The organism is Alistipes indistinctus YIT 12060 (assembly GCF_025144995.1).
Classification (GTDB): Bacteria; Bacteroidota; Bacteroidia; order Bacteroidales; family Rikenellaceae; genus Alistipes_A; species Alistipes_A indistinctus.
On record NZ_CP102250.1, the window covers coordinates 361,696 to 386,687 of the forward strand.

Sequence of the window (24,992 nt, forward strand, 5' to 3'; positions counted from 1 at the left end):
ATTATTTATCAGTGTTATTATCCGATACGGAATTGATATCGGGTTTATTTGACGGCGACCGTTTCGATCTCGACCTTCACGCCCATCGGAAGTTTGGCAACCTGGTAACAAACCCGGGCTGGCATTTGTTCGGTATAAAAACGGGCATAAACGGCATTCATAGCGGCAAAGTCGTTCATGTCGGTCAGCAGGACGGTCGATTTGACCACGTCTTTATAGGTATACCCTGCCTCCATGAGAATTGCCCCGATGTTTTTGAGGGATTGTTCGGTTTGTGCTTCGATACTCTCGGGTACCGATCCGTCGGTCGGATTAACGGGCAGTTGCCCCGATACGTAGAGCGTACCGTTTGCTTCGATAGCCTGGCTGTAAGGGCCGACCGCTTTTGGCGCATTATTTGTTAAAATGATTTTCCGCATGGCAATCCGTTTTATATTGTTGATGCAAAATTAACAATGTTCGCGAAATATTGCTTATACTTGTAACCCGAAAAGGATAAAACATCATTTTATGAAAACTTGGAAAGTTATACTCTTGGTGGCGCTCGCCGTAGGTTTGGCCTCGTGCTGCGCCTGCCGTAAAGGCAAGAAAGTGGTCGACAAGCCGCTGATGGCAACCAAATGGACGTTGGTGGAACTCAACGGTCAGCAGGTTCAGACCGATGACAACTATTACATTATACTGAATGAACAGGAAGACCGCTTCAACGGACGCGGTGACTGCAATTCGCTGATGGGGTCGTATAAACTGGGCGAGAACGGTAAGATGCAGCTGACCGGAATCGCTTCCACCCGCGCTTTTTGTCCCGATCAGGCCGGCGAAGACAAATTTTTTAAAACACTCGGTGACGTGGCCGGCTACGACGTAGACGGAGATCTGCTGATGCTCTTCAACGGCAACAGCGAACTGATCGCCGTGATGGCCGCAAAATAGTCTGCGCCGGTAAAGATTTATTTCCGGCCGATTCGAATTTAACGTCGGTAAACAGTATAAAAAGCTCCGCAGAAAGCGGAGCTTTTTATTTGAATAATTGTAAGTTTACGGTAAATAACAACAGATGCCTCCGGAACGAATTTTTTCCCAGTCCCATGAAGAATAAGAAAGAGTAGCCCGTCCTACTCCAGAGGACGGCGGTTGTGCAATGCGTGGGCGATCGTCAGTTCGTCGGCGTAATCCAACTCGTCGCCGAATCCGATGCCGCGTGCGATCGATGTGAGCCGGATTCCGGTGCATTCGCTCAGGCGGCGCGACAGATAGAACGATGTGGTCTCGCCTTCGACCGAGGTGCTAAGGGCAAGAATCACCTCTTTGATCCCGCCCTGCGCGATATTGTCGAGCAACAGATCGATCTTCAGGTCCGACGGGCCGATTCCCTGCATCGGGGAAATGATGCCGCCCAGGACATGGTACAATCCCCGGTATTGGCGGGTATTCTCGATAGAGATAACGTCTTTGACCTGCTCGACGACGCAGACGATCGTCCGGTCGCGCGTTTCATCCGCGCAAATGTCACAAATGTCTCTGTCTGAAAGGTTGTTGCAATGCGAACAGTAGTGGATTTCTCTGCGGAAACGGGAGATCGCCCCGGCCATCAATTCGACATCCTGCACCTCCATGCGCAGCATATGCATGGCAAGCCTCAAGGCCGTCCTGCGCCCCACGCCCGGCAGGCGCGACAGCTCGCCCACTACATCATCCAATAATCTTGACATCCGCGCCTCCTTCTAATCGATCATTTCTATGGCCGAGGCTTCGATCCAACCTTTGTTGCCGTCCGAGATGATAATTTCGCGGAAATCACCCAGGGAGTCCTTGACCGTTACTTTCGTCCCTTCATGCAGGACGAAAATATCTTTGCTCGATCGGTCCGGGGAACTTTTGACCGGGGCTGCATTGCTCATGATGATCGCACCGTTCGGCCGCATCAGGATTTTGCGTTGTGCACCTGCAAAAATAGCCGTCATTATAAACAGTGCTATCATACCCAAGACTCCGTAAAACCCCGCTTTGCGCCACTTGACGCCTCCGCTCAGCAGGTAGATCAGCAACGCTGCGAGCATGGCGGAAAAACAGATCAGGCTCAGTCCCGCCCACGCGTTACTGGTCAGGCCCGAACGCAGTTCTGCCATCCAGCGGTGGACAAAGAAAGTCGGAACGACGTCGATTTTATCCTGCACATAGGTGTTCGCAATTCCCAGATTGTAAAGGACATCTTCATCCGAAGGAGAGAGTCTCAGTGCGCGGTTGTAATTGACGATGGCTTTGCCGGTCATCCCGCGTTTGAAATAGGCGTTTCCGAGGTTCAGGTAAAGTTGGTCGCTTTCGTAACCCTGTGCGCGAATCGACTCGTAATCTTTTACCGCCTCCTGGTAGTTTTCGTTGATGTATGCCGTGTTGGCCGACTCCCACAGTTGTTCCGGCGTCTGTGCCGTTGCATGCAAGCCTGTGGCGAGTAAAATGGCCGTAACAAATAAATACCTTTTCATCGACCTTACTTTTTAATCAGCGATTCGAATTTCGACAGCATCTTCACCGCACCGTTGTAGATTTCGGTCATCTGTCCAGACGACGAGGGCGAATATTGCGCGTACTCGCAGTCGGAAATGATCTCGATGAAGCGGTTGATATATTCGGCATCAACCGAACGCTTGAGCAACTCTTCCCGGATATTGTCTTTGGTGAGGTTGGCCACGGGAATGTTCAGCTTGTCGCTCATGTAGCCCCACAGTGCCTTGAGCATCTCTTCGTAGAAAGGCTTCTCTTCGTCGGCCGTCATGTATCCCAGTGCGGCTTTGAGGCGTTGGAGCGCTACTTTATTGGCCCTCTTATGGCGGACCAGAGAGGTGTTTTGCAACTCTTTCAAGTGCTTGCGCAGGTAGAAGTACAGGGCGGCTGTGATTGTTGTCAGCACGGCCAGTGCCAGCCAATAGGCCCAGCTGCCGAAGTAAAGGTGCCCCCGGCGGTGGAACTGAGATTCGCCGATGCGGATAAAACGGATGTCCTTGTCCAGTATCTTCAGGTCTTCCTTGCTGACGCCGCTGATAACCCCGGTTCCGGCCGATGTTCCGCCGGTCGAATCCGGCTTGATTTCGACGTTTTGCTGCGGAGCCGATAACGTCACGTATTTCGCCTGTTCCGGATCGAAATAGGAGAACTCGACGGGACCTACGCTGTAAGAGCCTTCGGCCCGGGGAATGAACGGATAGTCGAACTGCCGGTAACCGGTGATTCCGTTGCCGTTATGGGTCAGGCTCTCAGTGGTTTTCATGTTGTACTGCTCGAAGGACGAAGGCATCGTCACTTTCGGGGCCTGGATCAGCGGCAGGTTGCCGTTGCCCGAAATCTTGAGCTGGTAGACACCCGACGAGTTGGCGGCCAGCACATCGTGGTCGAGGTCGCCTTGCATCTGGAACCTGCCTACCGCACCGTTGAACGACGCGGGGGCCCCGGTCGGGAAATCCTTCACCGTTATTTGGATCGGGGCCGCGGTGAGGGTTTTACGCACCTCTTCGACACTCTGTCCGTTGCCGAAGAAGTTGTCGAACAGCGAACCGCCTTGCGGATTTTGTGTGACGATCTGCGCGATGACGGTCAGGCTGAATTGTTCGATGTAAAGTTTTCCGAGCTGTTGGGGATAGAGCAGTGTCTCCTTGATGACTCGCGCGTCGTATACCTTGCCTTTGTAGGTTTCACGCTGCCATTTGTAGCCGTCCACATTGAGCTCCTGGGCCCAGAAGCCGTTGAATGCGGGATAAGTGGCTTTTTCAATGCCGCTCATCGGCACGCGCGTATAGAGTTTAAAAGTCGCTTTGACCGGCTGGCCTTTGTACACCTCGTTGCGGTTCACACTGACACGCACCAACATGTCGTCGGCGGCGACTCCTGCTGCCGGACGCCGTGATGCGGCTCCCTCCCCTTTCGATACGGTTCCCCCGCCCTGCTGCGGCATTGCATCGGCCGCTACCACTTCGATGGTCTGGGGCTGTGACGAATACGCCTGGCCATCGACCCGGACTATGGCCGGGGAAATTGTATACTTTCCGGGCTTATGGGCTTGCAGGACATAAGTGTAAGTCACTGAAACGGATTGTGTCACTTTGCCGTTGACGATGGAAACGGATTGTCCCTGGGCTGTGCTCGGACCCGCCAGTACCTCAAACTCGCCGAACGAAGCGGGAGGAGTGAAATGGTCGGGTTTTGCGTTCAGCACGAATTCGATACGGAACGGTTCGTCCACCGAGACGATCGCGGGAGTAGCGGCCTCGAATGAAACTTTCTGCGCAAGGGCCGGAACCCACAGGCAGAACGAGAGAACAAGAACAAGTAGGTATTTCAGGCGGTGGGACATGATGCTTTTTTCTTGTTTTAACCGCAAATTTAACTGTTTTTCCACAATCTGGCACAACCGGCCGCGAATTTGTCGGACCGGTTTAATAAGCAACGCAAAGTTCTTTGTTTTTAGTATTGCCGGAAGTCGAAACGGTTCATTTTTTGTTATCTTTATCAGATCAATTAACAGAATAGAGATGAAGACATTAAATATACCCCAAACCGAACAAAAGCGGGTCGTAGTCGTCGGCGGCGGTTTTGCCGGACTGACCTTGGTACAGAAACTACGCAAGAGTAATTATCAGGTCGTACTGGTCGATCAGAATAATTTCCACCTGTTCAAGCCTCTGCTCTATCAAGTGGCGAGCGCCGGGCTCGACGAAAGCGACATCGCTTTCCCGTTCCGCCGGGTATTCCAGACGCGGCGCAACGTCAATTTCCGCTTGGGGCGCATGCTTCGCGTGAAACCCGAAGAGAACCTGCTCGAAACTTCGACCGGTTCAGTTACTTATGATTACCTGGTGATCGCAACGGGATGCGTGCCGAACTTTTTCGGCATGGATCACATCGAACAGCGTTCGTGGCCGATGTCCGATATTGGCGACGCATTGCGTATCCGCAATTCCGTACTGCGCAACCTGGAAAAGGCCGTGATCGCTACCTCGGAAGAGGAGCGGAATGCCCTGCTGAACATTGTAATCGTAGGCGGCGGAGCTTCCGGCGTCGAGATTGCCGGGGCATTGGCCGAAATGCGCAGCTATATCGTGCCGAGAGACTATCCGGGTGTCAATATATCGTCGATGCATATCTATCTGGTCGAAGGCCGGGATAAATTGTTGGCGACGATGTCGCCCGAAACGTCGAGCGACTGCCTTAAAGTGCTTGAAAAGAAAGGCGTCAACGTCATGTTGAATACCGCGGTCAAAGATTATCAGGACAACCGGGTGATTTTTGGCGACGGAACATCCATTCTGTCCGGCAACCTGATTTGGACCAGCGGTGTAAAAAGCGAGGCGGTCGAGGGGATCGGCAACAGCGAAAAGGAGCGTCGCGGCCGGATTCTGACAGACCGCTATAACCGGGTGCAGGGCTTCGATAATATTTTTGCCATCGGCGATATCGCCATTACCGACGATCCGCAATATCCCGCAGGTTATCCCCAATTGGCCCGCGTAGCCATTTCACAGGGCGAACGGATCGCAGCTAACCTGATAGCCGTATCCAAAGGCAAGCCGATGGAACCGTACGAATACCGTTCGATCGGTGTGCTGGCTACGGTCGGTCGCAACCGGGCTTTCGCCGAATGGGGGAAATTCCGGATCAAAGGCTTCATGGCGTGGTTGGCCTGGTGTTTCGTGCACATTCTTTTCCTACTCGGCGTGCAGAATAAAATCAAGGTGTTCAGCGGTTGGGTGTGGAACTATTTCGGCAAAGATTTGCCCGTCCGGCTGATTATCGGGTGCGGCGTTCCCTGCAAAGATGCCAAATAACCCGGGACTATCTTCAGAGCCAGGACGGTTGAAGGAACGTATTTTCCGTTTTCAATCGCATGGACCGTCTGGCGACTTACGCCGATCATGTCGGCCTATTCGTCTTCCGTTTTTTCTTTTGAAAAGGCCACGGACAGCAATCCTGCCATTGACAGTACCATCCGTAGCCTATCTGTTGTCACCGCAAAAGGCAAGTGTCACATTCCATTTTCTCTTGCCATGTGTTTATACTGATTTGTTGCGATTTGGTCTGCCTCGATTGTTTGAATTGAATACCTCATTGGCGGTTGCAAGAACGAAGCGGGCCGGATAAATACCCGGCCCGCTTCGTTCTTGCAATGTCGTTTATATGCCGATTTTTCCTTTACTCGGCGCCATCCGTTTCCGATTCTTTCATGTTGTGGAAAACGTTGGTGACGTCATCGTCTTCTTCGAATTTCTCGATCAGTTTCTCGATCGATGCGCGTTGTTCGTCGGTCACCTCTTTCGTGTCGAGCGGAATGCGTTCGAATTCACCGCTGATCAGTTCGTAGTTGTGATCCTCGATGTATTTCTGGATTTTGCCGTATGCTTCGAAGCTGCCATAGATGACGATTTCGTTCTCGTCTGCGAATACTTCGTCCACGCCGCAGTCGATCAGCTCCAGTTCCAGTTCGTCGAGGTCGATGCCTTCGACTTTCGTAATTTTGAAGACGCACTTGTGATCGAACATGAAATCCACGGAACCGGTGGTGCCCAGCGATCCGCCCGCCTTATTGAAATAACTGCGGACATTGGCTACGGTGCGGGTCGAATTGTCGGTAGCGGTTTCGATGATCATGGCGATGCCGAACGGAGCGTAGCCTTCGTAGACCATCTCCTTGTAGTCGGCAGTGTCTTTCGATACGGCGCGTTTGATAGCCCGCTCGACGTTCTCTTTGGGCATGTTCGCCGCCTTGGCATTCTGGATCAGCACACGCAGACGGGTGTTTCCCCCCGGGTCGGGTCCGGCCGCCTTGACGGCGATCTCAATTTCCTTGCCCAGCTTGGTGAAGGTGCGGGCCATGTTCCCCCAGCGTTTCAGCTTGCGTGCTTTGCGGTATTCGAATGCTCTTCCCATATGGTTGTTTGGTTTAATTTTTGATTTTTAAATATACAAAGCTATATCCTTTTAGCGAAAAAGGCAAAAAAATGTCTATTTTTGTCAGGTTTAACACGATGGCCATGACTTTGGACGAACAGATCAATCAAGCGCTGGAAGTGCTTCGCCGCGGGGGAATCATCCTCTATCCCACCGATACGGTTTGGGGTATCGGATGCGATGCGACGAATCCGGAAGCGGTCGGGAAAATATATGCACTGAAAAAGAGTGAAAACAAAAAGAGCATGCTGGTGCTGCTCGACCAGATCGAAAAGGTGTCGCTTTATATCCAGAAGGTACCGGACGTAGCGTGGCAGTTGTACGAAGTGGCGGACAAGCCGCTGACGCTGATTCTACCCGAGGCGCGCGGCGTAGCGGCTAACCTGATTCCCGAAGAAGGAACGCTCGGGATCCGCATTGCCGACCATGAGTTCTGCAAACGTTTGATCCGCAAATTGCGCAAACCGTTGGTTTCGACCTCGGCCAATATTACCGGCCAACCCACTCCGGCCACTTTCAGCGAAATTTCGAAAGAGATCGTCGACGGCGTCGATTTGGTCATTGATCCGCAGTTCGACGAGCATCCGACGCATAAAGCGTCGTCGATCCTGATGGTCGGCATAGATGGTGAAATCAAAATTATCCGGGCCTGACGATGACAACGACTCCGATCCAGATGCGTTTTGCCGATGTCGATATGCTGGGACATGTCAACAACGTCAACCAGCAGCACTATTTCGACGTGGGTAAAAGCGATTTCTTCGCGCAGGTGCTCGATCCTGCGCCCAATTGGAAACAAGAGGGACTGATTACCGTTTCGACCTATAACGACTATCTGGCCCAGATCCGTTACGGAGAGCCGATTGCCGTGCTGACCCGCATCGAGAAGGTCGGGAACAAAAGTTTTACGCTTTTCCAGCAGATTGTCAATACCGCGACACAAGAGGTGAAAACCCAGAGCCGTTCCGTGCTGGTCGCTTTTGATTTCGTGGCCCAAGTATCCATTCCGTTGTTAGAGCCGTGGCGGAAAAGTTTCGGAAAACAACTTTAAAACTTGTACCGTTAACCACGGGTGAATAATCTTCCTGTCAAAATAACAACCGGAGACTTACTTCTTTGCAGCAAAGTCTCCGGTTGTTATTTGTCTTTTTGTCAGGTAAACAGATTTTTACCACGCGAACAGCGGGTAGTTTTTCATCAGGGCATTGACCTCTTTGCGTACCTGGGCGATATTGTCCGGATTTTCGGGTTCGTTCAGGACACGGTCGATGAAATCGACGATCTGATCCATCTGTGTCTCTTTCAGTCCACGGGTCGTGATGGCCGGGGCACCCACACGGATACCGGAGGTCTGGAACGGGGAGCGCGAGTCGAAGGGCACCATATTTTTGTTGGTCGTAATATCGGCCTGTACCAGCACCTTTTCGGCTGCCTTGCCGGTCAATTCCGGGAATTTCGTGCGCAGGTCGATCAGCAGCAGGTGGTTGTCCGTGCCGCCCGAAACGATCTTATATCCCCGCTTGGCAAATGCTTCGGCCATGGCTGCGGCATTTTTCTTGACTTGAGTCTGGTATTCCTTGTAGGACGGTTCGAGTGCTTCGCCGAATGCGACGGCCTTGGCTGCAATCACATGTTCCAGCGGACCGCCCTGGATGCCGGGGAATACGGCAGAGTTGAGCATCGCCGACATTTTCTTGATTTCGCCCTTCGGGGTCTTAACGCCCCACGGATTGTCGAAGTCTTTCCCCATCAGGATAACGCCGCCGCGCGGCCCGCGCAGGGTTTTGTGCGTTGTCGAGGTGACGATGTGCGCATATTTGACCGGGTTGTCGAGCAGTCCGGCGGCGATCAGACCTGCCGTATGCGCCATGTCGATCATCAGCAAAGCCCCGACCTTGTCGGCGATTTCACGCATCCGCTTATAATCCCATTCGCGGCTGTAAGCCGATGCCCCGCCGATAATCATTTTGGGTTTGTGCTCCAGAGCGAGCCGTTCCATGGCATCGTAGTCGACCGTCCCGGTCTCTTCGGAGAGTTTGTAACCGATGGCTTTGTAGAGAAGGCCTGAGGTGTTGACGGGCGAACCGTGCGAAAGGTGGCCGCCGTGTGCGAGGTCGAGTCCCATGAAGGTGTCTCCCGGTTGGAGTACGGTGAAAAAGACGGCCATATTGGCTTGAGCTCCCGAGTGCGGCTGTACGTTGGCATACTCGGCGCCGAACAGTTTGCAGAGCCGATCTATAGCCAGTTGTTCCACCTGGTCTACGACCTGGCAGCCGCCGTAATAACGTGCGCCGGGATAGCCCTCGGCGTATTTGTTGGTCAGTACCGAGCCCATAGCCTGCATCACCTGGTCGCTCACGAAGTTCTCCGAAGCGATCAGCTCGATACCTTGCATCTGGCGCTGTTTTTCCTGTTCGATCAGATCGAAAAGTTTGGTGTCTTTAGTCATTGCCGGTGAGGATTATGAATTTTGCTGTTGAATGCACCAAAGGTAAGAAAAAAGAGGAGAACAAACGCTCCTCTTTTTCCATTTTCGTCTATTTGTCCGCAGGAAGTGTCCCCATGCCGGAAAAATGCCGTTGCTGTCAATTGGCGGCCAGGGGCGTCTTTTTGGTAAAAACCAGCGTCGGATCGAGCGGATAGCGCCCGAAATCCACGCCGTAGAGTGCCATTCCCCCGGTAATGCCGTCCGGTACCGCAAGGCGGAGTACGATCGGTTCACCTTCTTTCAAGGCATCCAGCGGTAGAGCGGCTTCGATCAGGTAGCCGTAAGAGCCTGCTTCGCGTAGGTAGTTGTCGTGCGGTTGCGCATGCCACGAGAGGATGCCGCGGTGGTCGGCCGGATCGTCCTCGAGCCAGTAACTGCCCGCTTTCTGGCCGTTCACGCTGACCGTCACCCACGATTCCCAGCGCAGTTGGTCGGTCATCGCGTATGAATTCGTACTTTTGCAGGGGTCGTGCGTGCCGCCGCCGCGCATAAAATCCAGATCCACGAGCGAATCTATGCCTTCCAGATCTTTGCCGAAGAGCTGTTTGGCAGAGGCTTCAAACACCAGCGAAGCGGCCGCGATATCCTCTTTTTTCAATCCGGCAGGCCACGGAATCGTGTATTCGAAATAGCCGCTGCCGGTGCCGTTGACTTTCAGTCCGTCCAGAACGTTCCACTGCTTGACCGACCAATCCCGGGCCGAGAACGATGCGGGAGCGAACGAAACGCATTGCAATCCGGTATCCTGAACCGGATCGCCGTCTTTGACCACGAAGGTGACGAAGTTGCGGTGCAGGACTTTTCCGGCCTGATCTGTCAGTTGCATCTGCAACAGGTAGAGTCCATTGCCCTTGGGCATGTCAACCGAAACTTCCCCTACTGCCCCGTTCAGGTAAGGCGTGAAGGGAATGTCCAATGCTTGCTGCCCGTACTCTGCTTTGCGTCCCAGTTGATCCCATCCGACCAACTTCGTGTGGAGGATGAGCGCGCCCGGATTCTTGTCGGTCATAAACGAAGCGACCAGCGGAACCGCTACTGTGGAGCCGCCTTTGACATCGCTGCAAAGGTCGATTTTCGGAACTATATAGTAAAGGCTGTGGAAGTCGGCCATCGTCATACCCGGTACCAGATCGCTGAGGCCGTCGATCTTCGGTGAACGGTCGTATTTCACATAACCGTTCCATTCGTTGATCACGTCGTGGTGTTCGGTATAGAGCCAGCCGCACACTTTCGGGTGTGAACGAAAACCGTTCATCATGATGTGATAGTCCCAGGTGAAATCCACATCGCCGGTACTTCCTTTGTAACCCCACACGTTGCCGCACTCGCTGTTGAACATCGGTTCGCCCCCTTGGCGGTTGCCTCCGATGTAGTTGTGGGTCGAACCGGGATACGTGTTGTCGTCGAATTGCGCGATCGTCTCCTCCCACTGATAACCCGGATGATAGCCGTGCCATGTGTTCAGGTCGGTCTGGACATGATCTTCGTTGCAGGGCGAATTGTCCTCGACCAACCGCGAAGGATCGAGCTTCTTCGTCTCGTGGTACATGCTGCGTACCCACTCCTGCGTTTCCGGCAGGAAAGCCCGTTTAGGTTTGCCTTTTTCGTCGGTTCCTCCGGTATTGGTGAACAGACCCCACGTTTCGTTGAAATTAACCCATGAGAAAATCGACGGGTGGTTGTAGTCTCGCTTGACCTGTGCACGCATGCAGTGTTCCCAATCCTTCTTTGCGGAATCGGTCGGTTCGCCCCAGAAATTCGGCGTGTCGGCCATGATCAGCAGGCCCAGTTTGTCGGCCCAGTAAAGTTTGCGGGGCACTTCGACTTTAATGTGGATACGGTTGCCGTTTAGTCCGAGGCGTTTCGACAGAAGAATCTCGTCGCGCATGAACTCGTCGCTCGGGAAGGTATAGTAGCCCTCGGGATGATAGCTTTGGTCCAGGCACAGTTGCAGGTAGACCGGCTTGTTGTTCAGCGCTACATAAGGATAATCCGAGCCGGGCAGCATCGTGGTGCTGATTTTTCGTTGGCCGAAATAGCTGTCTACCTGGTCCTGCGGTTGTCCGTTTGCATACAGGCTGACCGTAGTTTCGTACAGATACGGGTCGTCCAGCTCCCAGAGACGCTGGTCGGACAACGGGATTTCGAACTCTTGTACGGTCGATTTTTTTGCCTTTCCTTTCGGTTGGTAGGTGAAATCCGTTTGTTCCCCGTTTTTGAATTTGATCCGGATGGTCGCATCTTTGGCGGGAACGCCATTCAGCCCTACTTGTACTTTGACCGCTGAGCGGTCGATGTCGGGTGTGAAATGCACGTAATCGATGTAGTCGTTCCCACGCGCTTCGAGGTAAACCGTCTGCCAGATGCCGCGCGCGTTGCCGTAGCCCTGTTTGCCTGCGAGCCGGTCGTTGCCGCCTTTATCTTCCACGCCGATAACGAGGTTTTGCGGCATGCCGAATTGCAGGTTGGGCGTCAGTTCGAATTCGAACGGTGTATAGCCTCCTTCATGCGCTCCGAGGTAGCGACCGTTGAGCCACACTTTGGTTCCCCAGTCCGCTGCGCCGATTACCAGGAAAACACGTTTGCCCCGCCACGATTCGGGGATGGAGACCTGCCGCGCGTACCAGGCGGAATCCCCGAGATTGGCCACGCCCGAAAGCGGGGAACCCCATGGGAACGGGACGTTGATCGTATGGTCGAAAGTGCCGGTTTGTCCTGTCTGAAGTGCTTTCTGGGCCAGTGCTTCGTTAAATGTAAAAGCCCACGGGCCGTTGAGATTGATCCATTCGGACCGTTCGAAATCCGGACGCGGATGTTCAGGCAGCGGAATTTTTGCGACGGTGCGGCCCAGAGAGACCGTAGCCGCCAATGCCAACAGGCAACATAGGAATAGATTTCTTTTCATTGAGATAGCTTTAGGTGGAGAGTTGATCCTTCAGTTTGTTCAAGGAATCCAAAATTAAGCAAAAGAAGAGCAACGACAAAATTTTAAAATTGATAAATAAATCCTTACCTTTGGTCATCAGCAACAGGCTGAAAACGTTATAAATTTACTCACCTATTTAAGAGAAACGGATGAAACTACTTGAAGGAAAAGTTGCCGTGGTTACCGGTGCTGCACGCGGTATCGGCAAGGCGATTGCGATGAAGTTCGCTCAGGAAGGGGCTTCGGTAGCCTTTACCGACCTGAAGGCGGATGAGAATTTCCAGAACACAGAAAAAGAGCTGCAGGCGCTCGGCGTCAAAGCTAAGGGATATACCTCCAATGCCGCCGATTTCGAGGACACCGCCAAGGTGGTCTCCGAGATCGTCAAGGACTTCGGCCGGATTGACGTACTGGTCAACAATGCCGGCATTACCCGCGATGGCCTGATGATGCGCATGAGCGAGCAGCAGTGGGATATGGTGATCAATGTGAACCTGAAGTCCGCGTTTAACTTCATCCATGCGGTCACTCCCATCATGATGAAGCAGAAGAACGGCAGCATCATCAACATGGCTTCGGTTGTCGGTGTGTCGGGCAATGCCGGACAGGCTAACTATTCGGCATCGAAAGCGGGTCTGATCGGTCTGGCCAAATCTATTGCGAAAGAGCTCGGTTCACGCGGTATCCGTGCCAACGCGATTGCTCCTGGTTTCATCATCACCGACATGACTGCACAGCTTTCGCAGGAAGTGCGCGACGAATGGGCCCAGAAGATTCCGCTGCGCCGCGGCGGTACGCCTGAGGATGTGGCTAACGCCGCTCTGTTCCTCGCTTCCGACCTGTCGGGTTATGTCAGTGGACAGACCATTCACGTATGCGGTGGTATGAATACCTGATTTTGAGGACAAAGGATTTTTATCGCGATAACGCCGCTCCTTTAAGGAGCGGCGTTACTCGTTTGATTGCAAGCGGATTGTAGCTAAAGGTTGTACGGCCGGCCGGAAAAAACGGTTAAAAACCTAAAATAAAATGAGATTCCTATTGCTTTCCCGAACTTTTTGCTTTTCTTTGTGCTGAAACATTCTTTTAATTTTATTTTTTATGAAAGGTACAGTAAAATGGTTTGATTCGGCCAAAGGTTATGGCTTCATCAAAACCGAAGAAGGTAGCGACATTTTCGTTCACTACACAGGTATTAACAAAGATGGCTTCCGCGGTTTGGAAGAAGGCCAGAATGTCGAGTTCGAAGTGGGCGAAGGCAAGAAGGGCGAGCAGGCTGTTAACGTTAACGTAATAGAATAATTCGGTATTTTCAAGATACTTAATTTAGACTATTAGAAGTAAAAAAGAGAGGGTCCCGTGGAACCCTCTCTTTTTGTTTGCCTGCGGAAAGGCTATTTCTTGGCTGCCGGAGCGGGTGTGCCCTGAAGTTCCTGGGCGCATTGCTGCAGCATGACGATGATAATGTCGGTCGTCCCCGGATCGACACACATGTCCTGTGCGAAGGTTGCCGGCTGCGGATAGGCTTCTTTCACCTTGCCGGTGAAGCATGTGTAAAACGCGCTGATTTGATCCGGCGTCAGGTCTGCCGGCAGAATGCCGATCGACTGCAGCTGCGGGTAAGGGAATACCAGCGGGAGATTCTCGTAGTTGGCACCGAGCATCTCCGTCGTACAATTGATCATCACTGAGGTCAGCGTATCCGTTTTCCCCGTTAGCTTGTCGTACTTGTTGTAATCGGGATAGGTGCCTTCGACGGTGGTTACGACGCAATTTTCGATATTAGCAAAATTGTTGTCTTCCATGTGCTTGAGCATGGTTTTCTCTTTGTGGGCACGTACGACTTCTTTCACTTCGGTACGTTCCTTGTCGGTCCATTGTTTGGTTTGCGCGCAGGAAACCAGTACCAGAATAGCGGATAACGCCAGTACAATTTTTTTCATCTTGATTGGAATTAGATTAAACGTTTCAGTCGATTCGTTGTAAGTTATCATTATAAATGCGATACTGCGTTTTTAAACAAATTTAGTACCAAAATACAACGGCGGGCAGGGACGCACTGAAGGCTTTGCGGTTTTTTCCCGTTAAGGTGCAATTCGGATGGGTTTTCTTCCGTTTTTCAATTACATTTGTTCTGTCGCCGGACAGGTAAGCCGCCGGATGCTTCTCATGTACGGCTGATGCCTGTTTGAAAGAGAAACGATACTTATTCAAAGCTCTGTTTATGGACATCCTGGAATTACGTGAATATTGCCTGGCATTGCCGTTGGCTGAAGAGACCACACCGTTCGATGAAATGACGCTGGTGTACAAGGTCGCAGGCAAGATGTTCCTGTTGACGGATATGGCCGATTTTCGCTGGATCAACGTCAAATGCGATCCGGACCGTGCGGTCGAGTTGCGGGACCGTTATGCGGAGGTGAAAGAAGGGTATCACATGAACAAACGCCACTGGAATACAGTGGATATGGCCGGAAACTTACCCGAACCGCTGATTCGGGAGTGGATCCTCGATTCTTATCGGTTGGTGGTGAATTCCCTGCCGCGTGCCAAGCGGGAAACGCTGTTGCGGCTGTTGGAGGAGGACAAAACATAAATCCGGGGCTTCGTACAATTCAAAATCGACAATCGTAAAACTAAATAGGTATATACTTAACATGAACCTGACGGAGACGATATTGCCAATGCCGGACGATTACGAGGGGAAAGTGATCGCTACGCTCCTGCGAGCCGACAGCACCGCACCTTCTGACCGGGCGGTGCTCTACCTGCATGGTTATATCGATTATTTTTTTCAAACACACATGGCGGAACGGTTTGCCGGCGAAGAGTGGAACTTCTATGCCCTCGACCTGCGCAAATACGGCCGCTCCCTCCTGCCCCATCAACATGCCTATTATTGTCGGGACCTGCACGAATATTTTCCGGAAATCGATGCCGCATTAGAGCGGATTGCATCGGATGGCAATACGGATATCACGTTGTTGGGACATTCTACCGGGGGGCTGATCGCCGCTTTGTATGCCGCTCAGGGAAGAGAACGGATGAAGGTCAACCGATTGGTGCTTAACAGTCCGTTTTTCGCTTTCAATGTAGGTTGGTTTAAGCGGGCTGTGGCTGTTCCTGCGGCAGCGTGGCTGAGTCGGCTGATGCCTTACGCAGCAAAGCGCAATGAGCTTTCCCCGCTGTATTATGTCAGCGTTCACCGCTCGATGAAAGGCGAATGGGATTTTGATCCGCGTCTGAAACCCCGGCAGGGAGTTCCGCTCTATTTTGCATGGCTCGGCGCAATCCGCCGCGGGCAGCATCAGCTGCGCCGGGGATTGCACCTGGAGATACCGGTGTTGGTCATGCATTCTGCTCGTTCGTCGAGGCCCCGCATCTGGAATGACGGTTGCATGCGTACCGATATAGTGCTCAATGTAGCGGACATTCGCCGTTACGGTTGGAAACTGGGGGACGATGTGACGGATGTCGCTGTCGAAGGCGGGCTGCATGACCTGGTGCTCTCGCGTGCGGAGGTGCGTGAGCGGGTGTTTAAGGTAATGACCGAATGGATGAATGAACATACGAACCAAATAAACCATTAACAGATAGATGGAATCGATCAAACAGATATTCCGGATTGGCAACGGGCCGTCGAGCAGCCACACGATGGGGCCGAAACGGGCGGCTGAAATGTTTCTGGCACGTAACCGCGAGGTAGACAGCTTTCGGGTAACGCTTTACGGCAGTTTGGCCGCGACGGGTCGCGGCCACATGACCGATGTGGCGATTAAATCGGTATTGGAACCGGTAGCTCCGTTGGAGATCGCCTGGAAACCCGAAGTGTTCCTGGATTTTCATCCCAATGGCATGCTGTTCGAATCGCTGAAGGCCGACGGCTCGGTAATTCAGGCCTGGACGGTCTACAGTGTCGGCGGAGGGGCTTTGGCCAGTGATGACCTGAGCGACCCGCAACCGGAGCACGTATACGGCATGTCAACGGTTTCGGAGATACAGCAATGGTGCGACAAACAGGGCGGTAGCTACTGGGAGTATGTACAACAGTGCGAAGGCGATGAAATCTGGGATTATCTCGAAGAGGTTTGGCGGGTGATGGTGGATGCTGTTCACCACGGACTCGAGACCGAAGGAATCATTCCCGGAGGACTGGGTATCCGGCGCAAGGCTGGCAGCTACCTGATCCGGGCCAACAGCTATTCCGGGACGATGAAGAGCCGAGGACAGGTATATGCGTATGCATTGGCCGTGTCGGAAGAGAATGCTACAGGAGGCAAAATCGTTACGGCTCCGACCTGCGGTTCGTGCGGTGTATTGCCTGCAGTACTTTATCAAATCAAGGAAACGCGTAATTTCATCGACAAACGGATTCTCCGGGCTTTGGCGACGGCCGGCCTGTTCGGCAATGTCGTGCGGACGAATGCATCGATCTCAGGAGCCGAGGTGGGGTGTCAGGGAGAGATAGGCGTTGCTTGTGCAATGGCCGCTGCAGCGGCCTGTCAGTTGTTCGGCGGCTCTCCGGCCCAAATCGAATATGCGGCCGAAATGGGGTTGGAGCACCACCTTGGGCTCACCTGCGATCCCGTTTGCGGTTTGGTGCAGATTCCGTGTATCGAGCGCAACGCCTTTGCGGCGGCCCGGGCCATGGATGCCAACAGCTACTCGACTTTTTCCGACGGCAAACACCGCGTAAGCTTTGACAAAGTGGTCGAGGTGATGAAGCAAACCGGGCATGATTTGCCGAGTCTCTATAAGGAGACCGCTACGGGCGGTTTGGCCAAATACATGCAGGAGCAGGACGGTTCGTTTAAAACGTTCTAGGGGGATTCCTGATTATCATTTTTTGATGCACGCTTCTCCTGCGGTATAGTCGGGAATCGGAGGGTACGTGTAACCATTGCCGACCGGGATACATGATTCGGATAAACGATTGGAGGGGAGAGGCATCGCGCCTCTCCCCTCCTCTGTCTTCTATTGCGGCCCCCTCGCTTTAGTCCAGTTTCAGGTAGCGGGTGAGGGTCGATTTCAGCGATTCAACGCCTTGCGTCAGTTTCATTTTGACAAGTTGCTGGTAAAAGAGCTTCAGGTGCAGGCTCTCGTCGGCAATCAGTTTGTCAAGCATTTGCAGGATGGTTTTTGCACTTTTCGACTGAGAGGCGATCTTCTCTTGGACCGATTCGTAGAATTGGATGGTCAAAATTTCGTTTTTAATACTGATAACCAATGCTTCGCCGGCATTTTTACCCAGTTCGAGCTTTTTAGTATTCAGAGGCTGCGGGATTGTACCTTTCAGTTTGATTACTACGTCGCGCACGTTGGCGAAATGCTTCATTTCAACCAATCCTACGCCCAGTACGAGATCCCCGATCTCTTCGTCGTATAACCCGGCCATCTGGGTGTATTGCAGGATCGCCATTAGTTCCGATTCGCCTTCGCTCTGGAGGGCCGGATAAAACCATTCGGGCTTAATCGCTTCGTCATATTGCAGGTCGTCTATATCGGGCCATTCAACACTGGAATCGGAGTATTTAAGTACATCCACTAAGGCATCCGCCATCGCATCTACGTAGTTTTTCATCATGCATGAGTTGTAAGTTGGACAAAAGGTTGATTGGTGTATAATGAATCAAAAAATATACCATATCCGGTATTTACAATCATTTAACCTCTGCTTGTGGGATCAAGCTCCCATTGATTCCGCTTCGCCGTCCGGAAACGACAAGCCCCGCATTGGAAAATGCGGGGCTTGCGGCAAGGTTTTTTGTGATGGGAAACCGAAAGGAAGCTATTTACGTTTAGCTTTTGCGGCGGCCTGCTGCTGTTGCAGCTTTACCATCTCTTCGTAACGCTGCTGCCATTTGGATTTTTTCTGTGGTTTCTTGGCATTCTCCTTCATCCGCTGGTGCAACTTGTCCTCGTTCACGATGTAGCGGAAACCGTAGGTCTGCCCGATCGTAATGATATTGCTGAGCAGGTAGTAATAGCTCAGTCCGCTCGAGTAATTGTTGAACCAAAGCAACAGCATGATCGGCATCAGGTAAAGCATCATGAACTTCATCCCGGCCATTTGCGGGGCCGAACCTGCTGTCTGTGCGTAGTTGATCCGCGATGAGACGTACACGGATACGGCCATCAGCAGCGCGAACAGGCTGACGTGGCTGCCGTAGAACGGGATGTTGAACGGCAGCTGCAGGATGCTGTCGTATGACGAGAGGTCGTCTGCCCACAGGAAATGCTCACCGCGCAACTCGATCGACGCCGGGAAGAAGCGGAACATCGCGATCAGGATCGGGAACTGGATCAGCAACGGGATACATCCCCCCATCGGGTTGACGCCGGCGCTCTTGTACAACGCCATCATCGCCTGCTGTTTCTTCATGGCATCCGCCTGGTTGGGATACTTCTCGTTGAGTTTGTCCACTTCCGGCTTCAACAGCCGCATTTTGGCCGTCGAGAGATACGATTTATAGGTCAGCGGCGAAATCAGGATTTTGAGGATGATCGTCAGCAACAGAATGATGATTCCGTAGTTGGCGATGTGCTTGCCCAACGTATCGAAGGTCGGGATCACGAGCCAGCGGTTGATCCAGCCGACGATCCAGCCGCCCAGCGGGATCAGCCTTTCGAAATGCAGGTCGCCGTATTTTTTCAGTACCGAGAATTTGTTCGGGCCGAAATAGAAATTGAAGTTGTACTCCGTAAGCTGCGGGGAGAAAGGAACCGACAATTTGGCTTTGAAGGTCTTGATTTTACCCTCGCCCGGCTGGAACGTGGTATATTCGACCGTCCCGTTCTGGAAGTCATTCTGTGACACGAGGATCGACGAGAAGAACTGCTGTTTGAAAGCCACCCACTTCAACTTGCTGTTGATCGTTTCGCTCTTGGCCTCTTTGGACATGCCCAGTTGTTCGATCGATTCGTCGCCGGGGTATTTGTAGGCGATGGTCGTATAGTTGTTCTCGTTGTCGAACCCCTTTTCGTTTTGCATGCCGACATTCTGCCAGATGATTTCGAGGTCGCTCTGGTTCTGGGCGAGCAAACGCTCCATGCCCACGAACCGCACGTCGAAATCGATCATGTAGTTGTCTTTGTAAATTTTGTAGACAAAATCGACATGGGCTGCGGAATCGACATCGAGCCGCATCGTGAAGCTCTTCTCCGTTTCGTTCGCCCCGAAAACGAGGTCGGTGGTCGAATCGGCAACGAAATAGTAGTCGCCGGTATTGATCTGGATATTATTGAACTGTTGTTTGACGAAGAACGACAGGTCGAAGACCGCAGCCGAATCGGGAAAGAGTACCAGCGGGCTTCCGTTGTAGGTTTTGTAGTCTTTCAGCACGACCGAAGCCACCCGGCCCCCCTTGTTGGAAAAGGTGACCTTCATCAGGTCGTTCTCGATTTCATAATGCTTTTCGGTGCCTTCGGTCGCCTTGAACAGGCTCACGCCGATGTGTTGTTCGAGTTGAGCCGCGGCACTGCCCGAAGCGCTGTCCATCACGGTGACGGAAGCATCTGCGGCCGGCACTTCGACCGCTTCGGAAGCGGCTTGTTGGGTAGTCGTTTGTGGTTCTTGCGCAAGTTTTTCCTGAATCGAGGAGTTGTACCAGGTGAATCCGAAGAGGATCGCACCGATGACGATCAGTCCGATTAGTGTTCTTTTATCCATTGATCGGGACGATTATTTACTGTTATGGGTTTGACAATAATCCGTGGCCGCCTTGACAAAGGAGACGAACAGCGGATGCGGGTTCTGTACGGTACTCTTGTACTCGGGATGGTATTGTACGCCGATGAACCACGGGTGGTTTTCCAGTTCGACCACTTCGACCAGGTTCGTGTCGGGATTGATGCCGACCGGTTTGAGCCCGGCTTTGGTGAATTCGTCGAGATAGTCGTTGTTGAATTCATAACGGTGGCGGTGACGCTCGATAATTTGCGTCTTTCCATAAGCCTTCGCGGCTTTGGATCCTTTCGTCAGCGTGCAGGGATAGCCGCCCAGACGCATCGTACCGCCCTTTTCGGTCACACCTTTCTGCTCTTCCATCAGGTCGATTACCGGGTGCGTCGTATTCTCCATTTCCGTCGAATTGGCATCCGCATAACCGAGGGTATGGCGGGCGAACTCCACGACGGCGCACTGCATGCCGAGGCAGATGCCGAAGAACGGGATTCCGTTTTCCCGGGCGTATTTCACCGCCGTAATCTTGCCTTCGATGCCGCGGTGCCCGAATCCGGGCGCTACCAAAATACCGCACATGCCCTTGAGCTGTGCCGCGATATTTTCTGGCGTGATTTTTTCGGAGTTGACGTAGTGCAATTTGACTTTGGTGTGGTTTGCCGCACCCGCATGCACGAACGATTCGACAATCGACTTGTAAGCGTCGGGCAGTTCCGTGTATTTGCCTACCAGGGCGATGTGCACGAGGTTGTTCGGATGCTTGACCTTGTCGACGAATTCGATCCATTGCGCCAGATCGGGCTCGCCTTCGTGCGGCAGCTGCAACTTGTCGAGCGCCACGATGTCCAGTTTCTGGTTCAGCATCATCAATGGCACTTCGTAAATGGTCGGCACGTCGATCGATTCGACTACCGCACTCACGTCCACGTTACAGAACAGTGCAACTTTGCGGCGCACTTCGTTGGTCAGGTGCTTTTCGGTACGCAGGACCAGAATGTCCGGTTGCAATCCGTTTTCGAGCAATTGTTTCACCGAATGTTGGGTCGGCTTGGTTTTCAGTTCGCCGGAAGCCGCCATGTAAGGAATCAGCGTCAGGTGGACGATCAGCGTGTTGCCGTAGCCCAGCTCATAACGGAGCTGACGCACCGATTCGATGTAAGGCAGCGATTCGATATCGCCGACCGTACCGCCGATTTCGGTGATAATCACGTCATACATCTTCTTGGCGCCGAGCAGTTTGATACGGCGTTTGATCTCGTCGGTAATATGCGGGATCACCTGTACGGTTTTGCCGAGAAACTCTCCGCGGCGTTCCTTGTTGATAACGCTTTGGTAGATGCGCCCGGTGGTGACGTTGTTGGCTTTGGAAGTCGGAATATTCGTAAAGCGTTCGTAGTGGCCGAGGTCGAGGTCGGTTTCGGCGCCGTCTTCGGTTACGTAGCACTCGCCGTGTTCGTAAGGATTCAGCGTGCCGGGATCGACATTGATGTAAGGGTCGAGTTTTTGGATCGCTACCCGGTATCCGCGCGCCTGCAACAGGCGCGCCAGGGATGCTGAAATAATTCCCTTGCCCAGGGACGATGCCACACCTCCCGTAACGAAGATGTATTTGGTTTTTGTCGTGTTGCTTGCAGCCATGATAAATCTAATCTACTTCTATTCTGCCTGGTTATTCTGTTTGTCTATCAAATCGATCTTTTCGATCAGGGAAGCCATCTCCTCTTTGGCCTTCGTGATTTTGTTGTTCACTTCCCGGATCATCCCCTCCGCATTTTTGCTCTTCGAAAAGAAACCGATGTTGTTCTCGAGCAATGCGATGTCGGCTTCGAGCTGCTTCATTTTGTTGTAGAGACGCTCCCGTTCATAACGCAGCCGGCGGTCTCCCCCTTCGGCCAACGAAGAGATTTTACCTTTGAAGCGCTCCATGCGGTGTTCTTTTTCGTTGCCGCGCAACTTGGCGAAAATAGCGTTGACCGCTTTGCGGTACTCCTTCTGTATCGCCTCTTTCTGTTTGATGGGTACGAAACCGATTTCCGCCCAACGGCGCTGGAGCTCCTTGAGGGTTTCGAAACCGATCTCTTTACCTTCGGCAGCGAACGACTTCAACTCGTCGAGCAATTGCCGTTTTTTCGACAGGTTCTCTTCATACTGGCTGTCCAGCGAGGAGAAAAATGCGGTTTTGCGTTCGAAGAATTTGTCACATGCGCTGCGGAAACGTTTCCACACGGCGTCTGAGTAGCGGCGCGATACGGGGCCGATCTCCTTCCAACGCTTCTGTAGGGCGATCAGTTCGTCGGTCACCTTTTTCCACTCGCTGCTCTCTTGCAGGGCTTCGGCGGCCGCACAAATGTCGTTCTTGAGGTGAAGGTTGTTCTCCATCTCGGCTTTGATCTGCAGGTAGAAATTGCGCTTGTTTTCGAAAAATTTATCGCAGGCGTTGCGGAAACGTTCGTATACTTTCGTATTGTCCTTCTTCGGGGCGAAACCGATCGTCTTCCATACCTTCTGGATTTCGATCAGTTGGTCCGAAGCCTTGTTCCACTCCTTACGCGTCGAGAGCGGTGCGGCGAGCAGTTCTTCGGTCTTTACGCACAACTCGGTTTTCAACTCCAGGTTCCGTTTCTGTTCCTCTTTGATGGAGTTGAAGTACTCTTGATGGCGTTTGTTGACCTTTGCGCTCGCTTCGCGGAAACGCTCCCAGAGCTGCTCCTTGTATTCGTTGGCTACGGGGCCGGTTTCGCGCCACTGGTCGTGCAGTTTTTGCAGTTTGTGGAACGCATTGATAACCGAAGGTTCCAAAACGAGGGCCTCGGCCTCTTCACAAAGTTGCAATTTGGCTTCGTAGTTCTTCTTCAGGTCTAAATCACGAAGTTCTTTATTGATCTTGATGAAGTTGTAGAAGTTTTCGACATGCAGGTTGTATGTCTCCCACAGATCTTTGACATAAGTCAGCGGCACGGGGCCGGTCTCTTTCCAACGTTGTTGCAGCTCCCGGAAAGTATTGAAGGTGTGGTTGAGCGTTTCGTTGCTGTCGATCAGCTCTTTGAGCTCATCGATGATTTTCAGTTTGACCTTATAGTTGTTTTCCTTCTCTTCTTCGAGTTTGGCGATGAAGTCGTTGCGCTTTGAGCGGTATTCGGCGAACAGTTCTTTCAGTCGTTGTTCCGCATCGTCGGGCGTAGGTACGAACTCCTCGATTTTGCCCCCGGTTTCGGCGAAGGCGCGCCGGGCCCGTTCGACTTCGGCCCGGTAAGCTTTGTAGAAGGCGATTTTGATCGCTTCGACGTCGCGGCGGATAGTTTGTACGGGCTTGTTTGCCAACAGATCGGACAAAAGTGCCAGCAGTTCGGATTTGGATTTGCCGCTGTAATCGGTTGCAGCGGAACCCTCCTCTTTGGACGATTCGTCGGTATTGCCGCTCTCGTCCTCTTCGCCCAGGTCAAACTCGGGTGCATCGGCGGCCAGTTCGGCCTCTTCGTCGGTGAAATCGACAGCGGCCGGAGCCTCTTCTCCGTCGGTCTCTTGGGTTGCCGGTTCATCCGCCTGAGCGGCGACCGGGGTGGTTTCTTGCGTATCCGCGGTGCTCTCGGGAGCTCCGGATTGTTCCTCGGGAACAAGGATTTTGTCGGTTTCAGTAGTCATCGTGCACGGTGTTTTGTTAGCCCGCTACAGCAGGATTTAAAGAACAAATGTACAGGTTTTTTCTTTAAAATCACAGCGGTATCCCAAAAAGTTCCCCTGAGGTTTTCCGCAGGGTAAATATTTTTGCTAATTAACAATTAGTTAATATTATTTGACGTATTTTGCAGTCAAACTTAAACCTGTTTTAATATTATGGAGCAACGGATTTTGCTGGTCGACGACGAAGCGGATATTTTGGAATTCATCAGTTACAACCTGATCCGGGAGGGCTATCAGGTCTATACGGCCACGAACGGGAAAGAGGCTGTGGCCAAAGCCCGGGAAGTAGTTCCCCATCTGATCCTGCTCGATGTGATGATGCCGGAGATGGACGGGATCGAAACCTGTCAGGAGATCCGCAAACAGGACGAGTTGAAAAATACGCTGATTGCCTTCCTGACGGCGCGGGGCGAGGATTATTCGCAGATTGCCGGTTTCGAGGCGGGCGCGGACGACTACATTGCCAAGCCGATTCGTGTCAAGGTGCTCGTCAGCCGCATCAAGGCGTTGCTGAAACGGTTCGACACCGTCCCGAACGAGGCTCCGGCGGCCGACCGGCCGATCGTGATCGACCGCGAACGCTACCTTGTACTCAAGGAGGGCAAGGAGATCGTACTTCCACGCAAGGAGTTCGAATTGCTCGCGTTGCTCTACTCCAAACCCCAGAAGGTCTTTTCACGTGAAGAGATATTCTCGAATGTTTGGGGCAACGATGTAATCGTCGGCGACAGGACGATCGACGTACACGTCCGCAAGCTGCGGGAGAAGCTCGGAGACCATCATATCGTCACGATCAAAGGGGTCGGTTATAAGTACGAGGATTGAAAATTTAAATCGGATTTCCCTTTTTCAAATAATTTGCATTCCCTATCTTTGTAAGATATTAAGCACAACGAAGGGATGAAGGATATTTTAATGGTCGGAATCGGCGGTTTTGCCGGCAGCGCACTGCGCTACGCGATTTCCCGGGCCATGCTGCCGCTTGCGGCCATGTCTCATTTTCCGTGGCACAGCCTGCTGGTCAACGTCGTCGGCTCGCTGTTGATCGGGGCATTGGTGGCCTGCCGTCTGACGGGACACTGGTATTACCTGGCTGTGATCGGATTTTGCGGCGGATTCGCCACTTTCTCGATGTTTTCGCTTGAAATGTTTAAGATGATCCGCTTGGGGTATACCTCGGGGGCGATCCTTTATCTGGTGGTCAGCATTGCGCTGTCCCTGCTGGCCGTGGCCGGCGGTTTTTTCCTGATTACGAAATACAACTGAATATAATACAG

24 protein-coding genes are annotated in these 24,992 nt (G+C 52.6%); 11 read left to right on the forward strand and 13 right to left on the reverse strand.

Features of this window, described 5'->3' with window-relative positions; translation table 11 throughout:
• Positions 1-44: 44 nt before the first annotated feature.
• The gene (locus NQ495_RS01730; protein WP_009134703.1) at positions 45-419 is read right to left on the reverse strand and encodes a RidA family protein; all 375 of its coding nucleotides are present in this window, start codon (positions 417-419) and stop codon (positions 45-47) included.
• Positions 420-510: 91 nt separating this feature from the next.
• Between NQ495_RS01730 and NQ495_RS01735 the strand changes: the two genes are divergently transcribed.
• Positions 511-933: an META domain-containing protein gene (locus NQ495_RS01735; protein WP_009134702.1), complete on the forward strand. Its 423-nt coding sequence runs from the start codon at positions 511-513 to the stop codon at positions 931-933.
• 182 nt (positions 934-1,115) lie between these two features.
• Here the strand turns inward: NQ495_RS01735 and recR are convergent, their stop codons facing one another.
• The 3 genes from recR to NQ495_RS01750 are packed head-to-tail and all read right to left on the reverse strand — an operon-like array spanning position 1,116 to position 4,348.
• A complete protein-coding gene (gene recR / locus NQ495_RS01740) occupies positions 1,116-1,712 on the reverse strand; it encodes a recombination mediator RecR (protein ID WP_009134701.1) in 597 nt (198 codons plus the stop codon).
• 12 nt (positions 1,713-1,724) lie between these two features.
• Positions 1,725-2,486, reverse strand: coding sequence for a tetratricopeptide repeat protein (locus NQ495_RS01745; RefSeq protein ID WP_009134700.1), 762 nt, complete (start codon positions 2,484-2,486; stop codon positions 1,725-1,727).
• Positions 2,487-2,491: 5 nt separating this feature from the next.
• Complete coding sequence (locus tag NQ495_RS01750) at positions 2,492-4,348, reverse strand: BatD family protein (protein ID WP_009134699.1); 1,857 nt, start codon at positions 4,346-4,348, stop codon at positions 2,492-2,494.
• A gap of 178 nt (positions 4,349-4,526) precedes the next feature.
• On the opposite strand from NQ495_RS01750, the gene NQ495_RS01755 reads away from it, so the two are divergent.
• Positions 4,527-5,819, forward strand: coding sequence for an NAD(P)/FAD-dependent oxidoreductase (locus NQ495_RS01755; RefSeq protein WP_009134698.1), 1,293 nt, complete (start codon positions 4,527-4,529; stop codon positions 5,817-5,819).
• On the opposite strand, the gene NQ495_RS11800 is transcribed toward NQ495_RS01755, so the two are convergent.
• Both NQ495_RS11800 and NQ495_RS01760 read right to left on the reverse strand, forming a co-directional pair.
• On the reverse strand, positions 5,750-5,908 hold the full coding sequence (locus NQ495_RS11800) for a helix-turn-helix transcriptional regulator (RefSeq protein WP_288707790.1): 159 nt from the start codon (positions 5,906-5,908) through the stop codon (positions 5,750-5,752). The two genes, NQ495_RS01755 and NQ495_RS11800, sit on opposite strands and share 70 nt — an antisense overlap.
• A gap of 275 nt (positions 5,909-6,183) precedes the next feature.
• Positions 6,184-6,918 (reverse strand): YebC/PmpR family DNA-binding transcriptional regulator, encoded by a 735-nt coding sequence (locus NQ495_RS01760; RefSeq protein WP_009134697.1) that lies wholly within the window; start codon positions 6,916-6,918, stop codon positions 6,184-6,186.
• A gap of 104 nt (positions 6,919-7,022) precedes the next feature.
• On the opposite strand from NQ495_RS01760, the gene NQ495_RS01765 reads away from it, so the two are divergent.
• Together NQ495_RS01765 and NQ495_RS01770 are read left to right on the forward strand one after the other, a co-directional pair.
• A complete protein-coding gene (locus NQ495_RS01765; RefSeq protein WP_118060758.1) occupies positions 7,023-7,592 on the forward strand; it encodes an L-threonylcarbamoyladenylate synthase in 570 nt (189 codons plus the stop codon).
• A 2-nt stretch (positions 7,593-7,594) separates the two neighbouring features.
• Positions 7,595-7,990 carry an acyl-CoA thioesterase gene (locus NQ495_RS01770; protein WP_009134695.1) on the forward strand — a complete coding sequence of 132 codons (396 nt, stop codon included), beginning with the start codon at positions 7,595-7,597 and terminating at the stop codon, positions 7,988-7,990.
• Positions 7,991-8,107: 117 nt separating this feature from the next.
• On the opposite strand, the gene glyA is transcribed toward NQ495_RS01770, so the two are convergent.
• Together glyA and NQ495_RS01780 are read right to left on the reverse strand one after the other, a co-directional pair.
• On the reverse strand, positions 8,108-9,388 hold the full coding sequence (gene glyA, locus NQ495_RS01775; protein ID WP_009134694.1) for a serine hydroxymethyltransferase: 1,281 nt from the start codon (positions 9,386-9,388) through the stop codon (positions 8,108-8,110).
• Between the two features lie 136 nt (positions 9,389-9,524).
• A complete protein-coding gene (locus tag NQ495_RS01780) occupies positions 9,525-12,332 on the reverse strand; it encodes a glycoside hydrolase family 2 protein (protein WP_009134693.1) in 2,808 nt (935 codons plus the stop codon).
• Positions 12,333-12,502: 170 nt separating this feature from the next.
• On the opposite strand from NQ495_RS01780, the gene fabG reads away from it, so the two are divergent.
• Both fabG and NQ495_RS01790 read left to right on the forward strand, forming a co-directional pair.
• Positions 12,503-13,249 (forward strand): 3-oxoacyl-[acyl-carrier-protein] reductase, encoded by a 747-nt coding sequence (gene fabG / locus NQ495_RS01785; RefSeq protein ID WP_009134692.1) that lies wholly within the window; start codon positions 12,503-12,505, stop codon positions 13,247-13,249.
• 205 nt (positions 13,250-13,454) lie between these two features.
• Entirely contained in the window at positions 13,455-13,655 is a 201-nt protein-coding gene (locus NQ495_RS01790) for a cold-shock protein (RefSeq protein WP_009134691.1), read from the forward strand.
• Positions 13,656-13,747: 92 nt separating this feature from the next.
• On the opposite strand, the gene NQ495_RS01795 is transcribed toward NQ495_RS01790, so the two are convergent.
• A complete protein-coding gene (locus NQ495_RS01795) occupies positions 13,748-14,296 on the reverse strand; it encodes a hypothetical protein (RefSeq protein ID WP_040294589.1) in 549 nt (182 codons plus the stop codon).
• A 281-nt stretch (positions 14,297-14,577) separates the two neighbouring features.
• Here NQ495_RS01795 and NQ495_RS01800 point away from each other — a divergent pair, with 281 nt between their 5' ends.
• The 3 genes from NQ495_RS01800 to NQ495_RS01810 all read left to right on the forward strand — a co-directional run bounded on the left by NQ495_RS01800 (position 14,578) and on the right by NQ495_RS01810 (position 17,177).
• Positions 14,578-14,949, forward strand: a complete 372-nt coding sequence (locus tag NQ495_RS01800) for an MmcQ/YjbR family DNA-binding protein (RefSeq protein WP_009134689.1) — start codon at positions 14,578-14,580, stop codon at positions 14,947-14,949.
• Positions 14,950-15,010: 61 nt separating this feature from the next.
• Entirely contained in the window at positions 15,011-15,943 is a 933-nt protein-coding gene (locus NQ495_RS01805) for an alpha/beta hydrolase (RefSeq protein WP_009134688.1), read from the forward strand.
• A gap of 7 nt (positions 15,944-15,950) precedes the next feature.
• Entirely contained in the window at positions 15,951-17,177 is a 1,227-nt protein-coding gene (locus NQ495_RS01810) for an L-serine ammonia-lyase, iron-sulfur-dependent, subunit alpha (RefSeq protein ID WP_009134687.1), read from the forward strand.
• A 169-nt stretch (positions 17,178-17,346) separates the two neighbouring features.
• On the opposite strand, the gene NQ495_RS01815 is transcribed toward NQ495_RS01810, so the two are convergent.
• The 4 genes from NQ495_RS01815 to NQ495_RS01830 all read right to left on the reverse strand — a co-directional run bounded on the left by NQ495_RS01815 (position 17,347) and on the right by NQ495_RS01830 (position 23,676).
• Entirely contained in the window at positions 17,347-17,937 is a 591-nt protein-coding gene (locus NQ495_RS01815; RefSeq protein ID WP_009134686.1) for a ferritin family protein, read from the reverse strand.
• A 204-nt stretch (positions 17,938-18,141) separates the two neighbouring features.
• Positions 18,142-20,022 carry a membrane protein insertase YidC gene (yidC, locus tag NQ495_RS01820; protein WP_009134685.1) on the reverse strand — a complete coding sequence of 627 codons (1,881 nt, stop codon included), beginning with the start codon at positions 20,020-20,022 and terminating at the stop codon, positions 18,142-18,144.
• Positions 20,023-20,034: 12 nt separating this feature from the next.
• Positions 20,035-21,672, reverse strand: a complete 1,638-nt coding sequence (locus NQ495_RS01825) for a CTP synthase (RefSeq protein ID WP_009134684.1) — start codon at positions 21,670-21,672, stop codon at positions 20,035-20,037.
• 18 nt (positions 21,673-21,690) lie between these two features.
• Entirely contained in the window at positions 21,691-23,676 is a 1,986-nt protein-coding gene (locus tag NQ495_RS01830) for a DUF349 domain-containing protein (RefSeq protein ID WP_009134683.1), read from the reverse strand.
• A 192-nt stretch (positions 23,677-23,868) separates the two neighbouring features.
• Between NQ495_RS01830 and NQ495_RS01835 the strand changes: the two genes are divergently transcribed.
• Together NQ495_RS01835 and NQ495_RS01840 are read left to right on the forward strand one after the other, a co-directional pair.
• Positions 23,869-24,540, forward strand: a complete 672-nt coding sequence (locus NQ495_RS01835) for a response regulator transcription factor (protein ID WP_009134682.1) — start codon at positions 23,869-23,871, stop codon at positions 24,538-24,540.
• Positions 24,541-24,615: 75 nt separating this feature from the next.
• Positions 24,616-24,981: a fluoride efflux transporter FluC gene (locus NQ495_RS01840; RefSeq protein ID WP_009134681.1), complete on the forward strand. Its 366-nt coding sequence runs from the start codon at positions 24,616-24,618 to the stop codon at positions 24,979-24,981.
• Positions 24,982-24,992: the final 11 nt, after the last annotated feature.

What these genes read in the sequence shown, in the direction of transcription:
- NQ495_RS01805 (WP_009134688.1), top strand. Translation starts at nt 15,011, where the DNA reads ATGAACCTGACGGAGACGATATTGCCAATGCCGGACGATTACGAGGGG.
- NQ495_RS01760 (WP_009134697.1), bottom strand. Translation starts at nt 6,918, where the DNA reads ATGGGAAGAGCATTCGAATACCGCAAAGCACGCAAGCTGAAACGCTGG.
- NQ495_RS01735 (WP_009134702.1), top strand. Translation starts at nt 511, where the DNA reads ATGAAAACTTGGAAAGTTATACTCTTGGTGGCGCTCGCCGTAGGTTTG.
- NQ495_RS01770 (WP_009134695.1), top strand. Translation starts at nt 7,595, where the DNA reads ATGACAACGACTCCGATCCAGATGCGTTTTGCCGATGTCGATATGCTG.
- NQ495_RS01750 (WP_009134699.1), bottom strand. Translation starts at nt 4,348, where the DNA reads ATGTCCCACCGCCTGAAATACCTACTTGTTCTTGTTCTCTCGTTCTGC.
- NQ495_RS01790 (WP_009134691.1), top strand. Translation starts at nt 13,455, where the DNA reads ATGAAAGGTACAGTAAAATGGTTTGATTCGGCCAAAGGTTATGGCTTC.
- NQ495_RS01825 (WP_009134684.1), bottom strand. Translation starts at nt 21,672, where the DNA reads ATGGCTGCAAGCAACACGACAAAAACCAAATACATCTTCGTTACGGGA.
- NQ495_RS01830 (WP_009134683.1), bottom strand. Translation starts at nt 23,676, where the DNA reads ATGACTACTGAAACCGACAAAATCCTTGTTCCCGAGGAACAATCCGGA.
- NQ495_RS01780 (WP_009134693.1), bottom strand. Translation starts at nt 12,332, where the DNA reads ATGAAAAGAAATCTATTCCTATGTTGCCTGTTGGCATTGGCGGCTACG.
- NQ495_RS01730 (WP_009134703.1), bottom strand. Translation starts at nt 419, where the DNA reads ATGCGGAAAATCATTTTAACAAATAATGCGCCAAAAGCGGTCGGCCCT.
- NQ495_RS01840 (WP_009134681.1), top strand. Translation starts at nt 24,616, where the DNA reads ATGAAGGATATTTTAATGGTCGGAATCGGCGGTTTTGCCGGCAGCGCA.
- NQ495_RS11800 (WP_288707790.1), bottom strand. Translation starts at nt 5,908, where the DNA reads ATGATCGGCGTAAGTCGCCAGACGGTCCATGCGATTGAAAACGGAAAA.
- NQ495_RS01765 (WP_118060758.1), top strand. Translation starts at nt 7,023, where the DNA reads ATGACTTTGGACGAACAGATCAATCAAGCGCTGGAAGTGCTTCGCCGC.
- fabG (WP_009134692.1), top strand. Translation starts at nt 12,503, where the DNA reads ATGAAACTACTTGAAGGAAAAGTTGCCGTGGTTACCGGTGCTGCACGC.
- NQ495_RS01835 (WP_009134682.1), top strand. Translation starts at nt 23,869, where the DNA reads ATGGAGCAACGGATTTTGCTGGTCGACGACGAAGCGGATATTTTGGAA.
- NQ495_RS01810 (WP_009134687.1), top strand. Translation starts at nt 15,951, where the DNA reads ATGGAATCGATCAAACAGATATTCCGGATTGGCAACGGGCCGTCGAGC.
- recR (WP_009134701.1), bottom strand. Translation starts at nt 1,712, where the DNA reads ATGTCAAGATTATTGGATGATGTAGTGGGCGAGCTGTCGCGCCTGCCG.
- NQ495_RS01815 (WP_009134686.1), bottom strand. Translation starts at nt 17,937, where the DNA reads ATGATGAAAAACTACGTAGATGCGATGGCGGATGCCTTAGTGGATGTA.
- NQ495_RS01795 (WP_040294589.1), bottom strand. Translation starts at nt 14,296, where the DNA reads ATGAAAAAAATTGTACTGGCGTTATCCGCTATTCTGGTACTGGTTTCC.
- NQ495_RS01745 (WP_009134700.1), bottom strand. Translation starts at nt 2,486, where the DNA reads ATGAAAAGGTATTTATTTGTTACGGCCATTTTACTCGCCACAGGCTTG.
- yidC (WP_009134685.1), bottom strand. Translation starts at nt 20,022, where the DNA reads ATGGATAAAAGAACACTAATCGGACTGATCGTCATCGGTGCGATCCTC.
- NQ495_RS01755 (WP_009134698.1), top strand. Translation starts at nt 4,527, where the DNA reads ATGAAGACATTAAATATACCCCAAACCGAACAAAAGCGGGTCGTAGTC.
- glyA (WP_009134694.1), bottom strand. Translation starts at nt 9,388, where the DNA reads ATGACTAAAGACACCAAACTTTTCGATCTGATCGAACAGGAAAAACAG.
- NQ495_RS01800 (WP_009134689.1), top strand. Translation starts at nt 14,578, where the DNA reads ATGGACATCCTGGAATTACGTGAATATTGCCTGGCATTGCCGTTGGCT.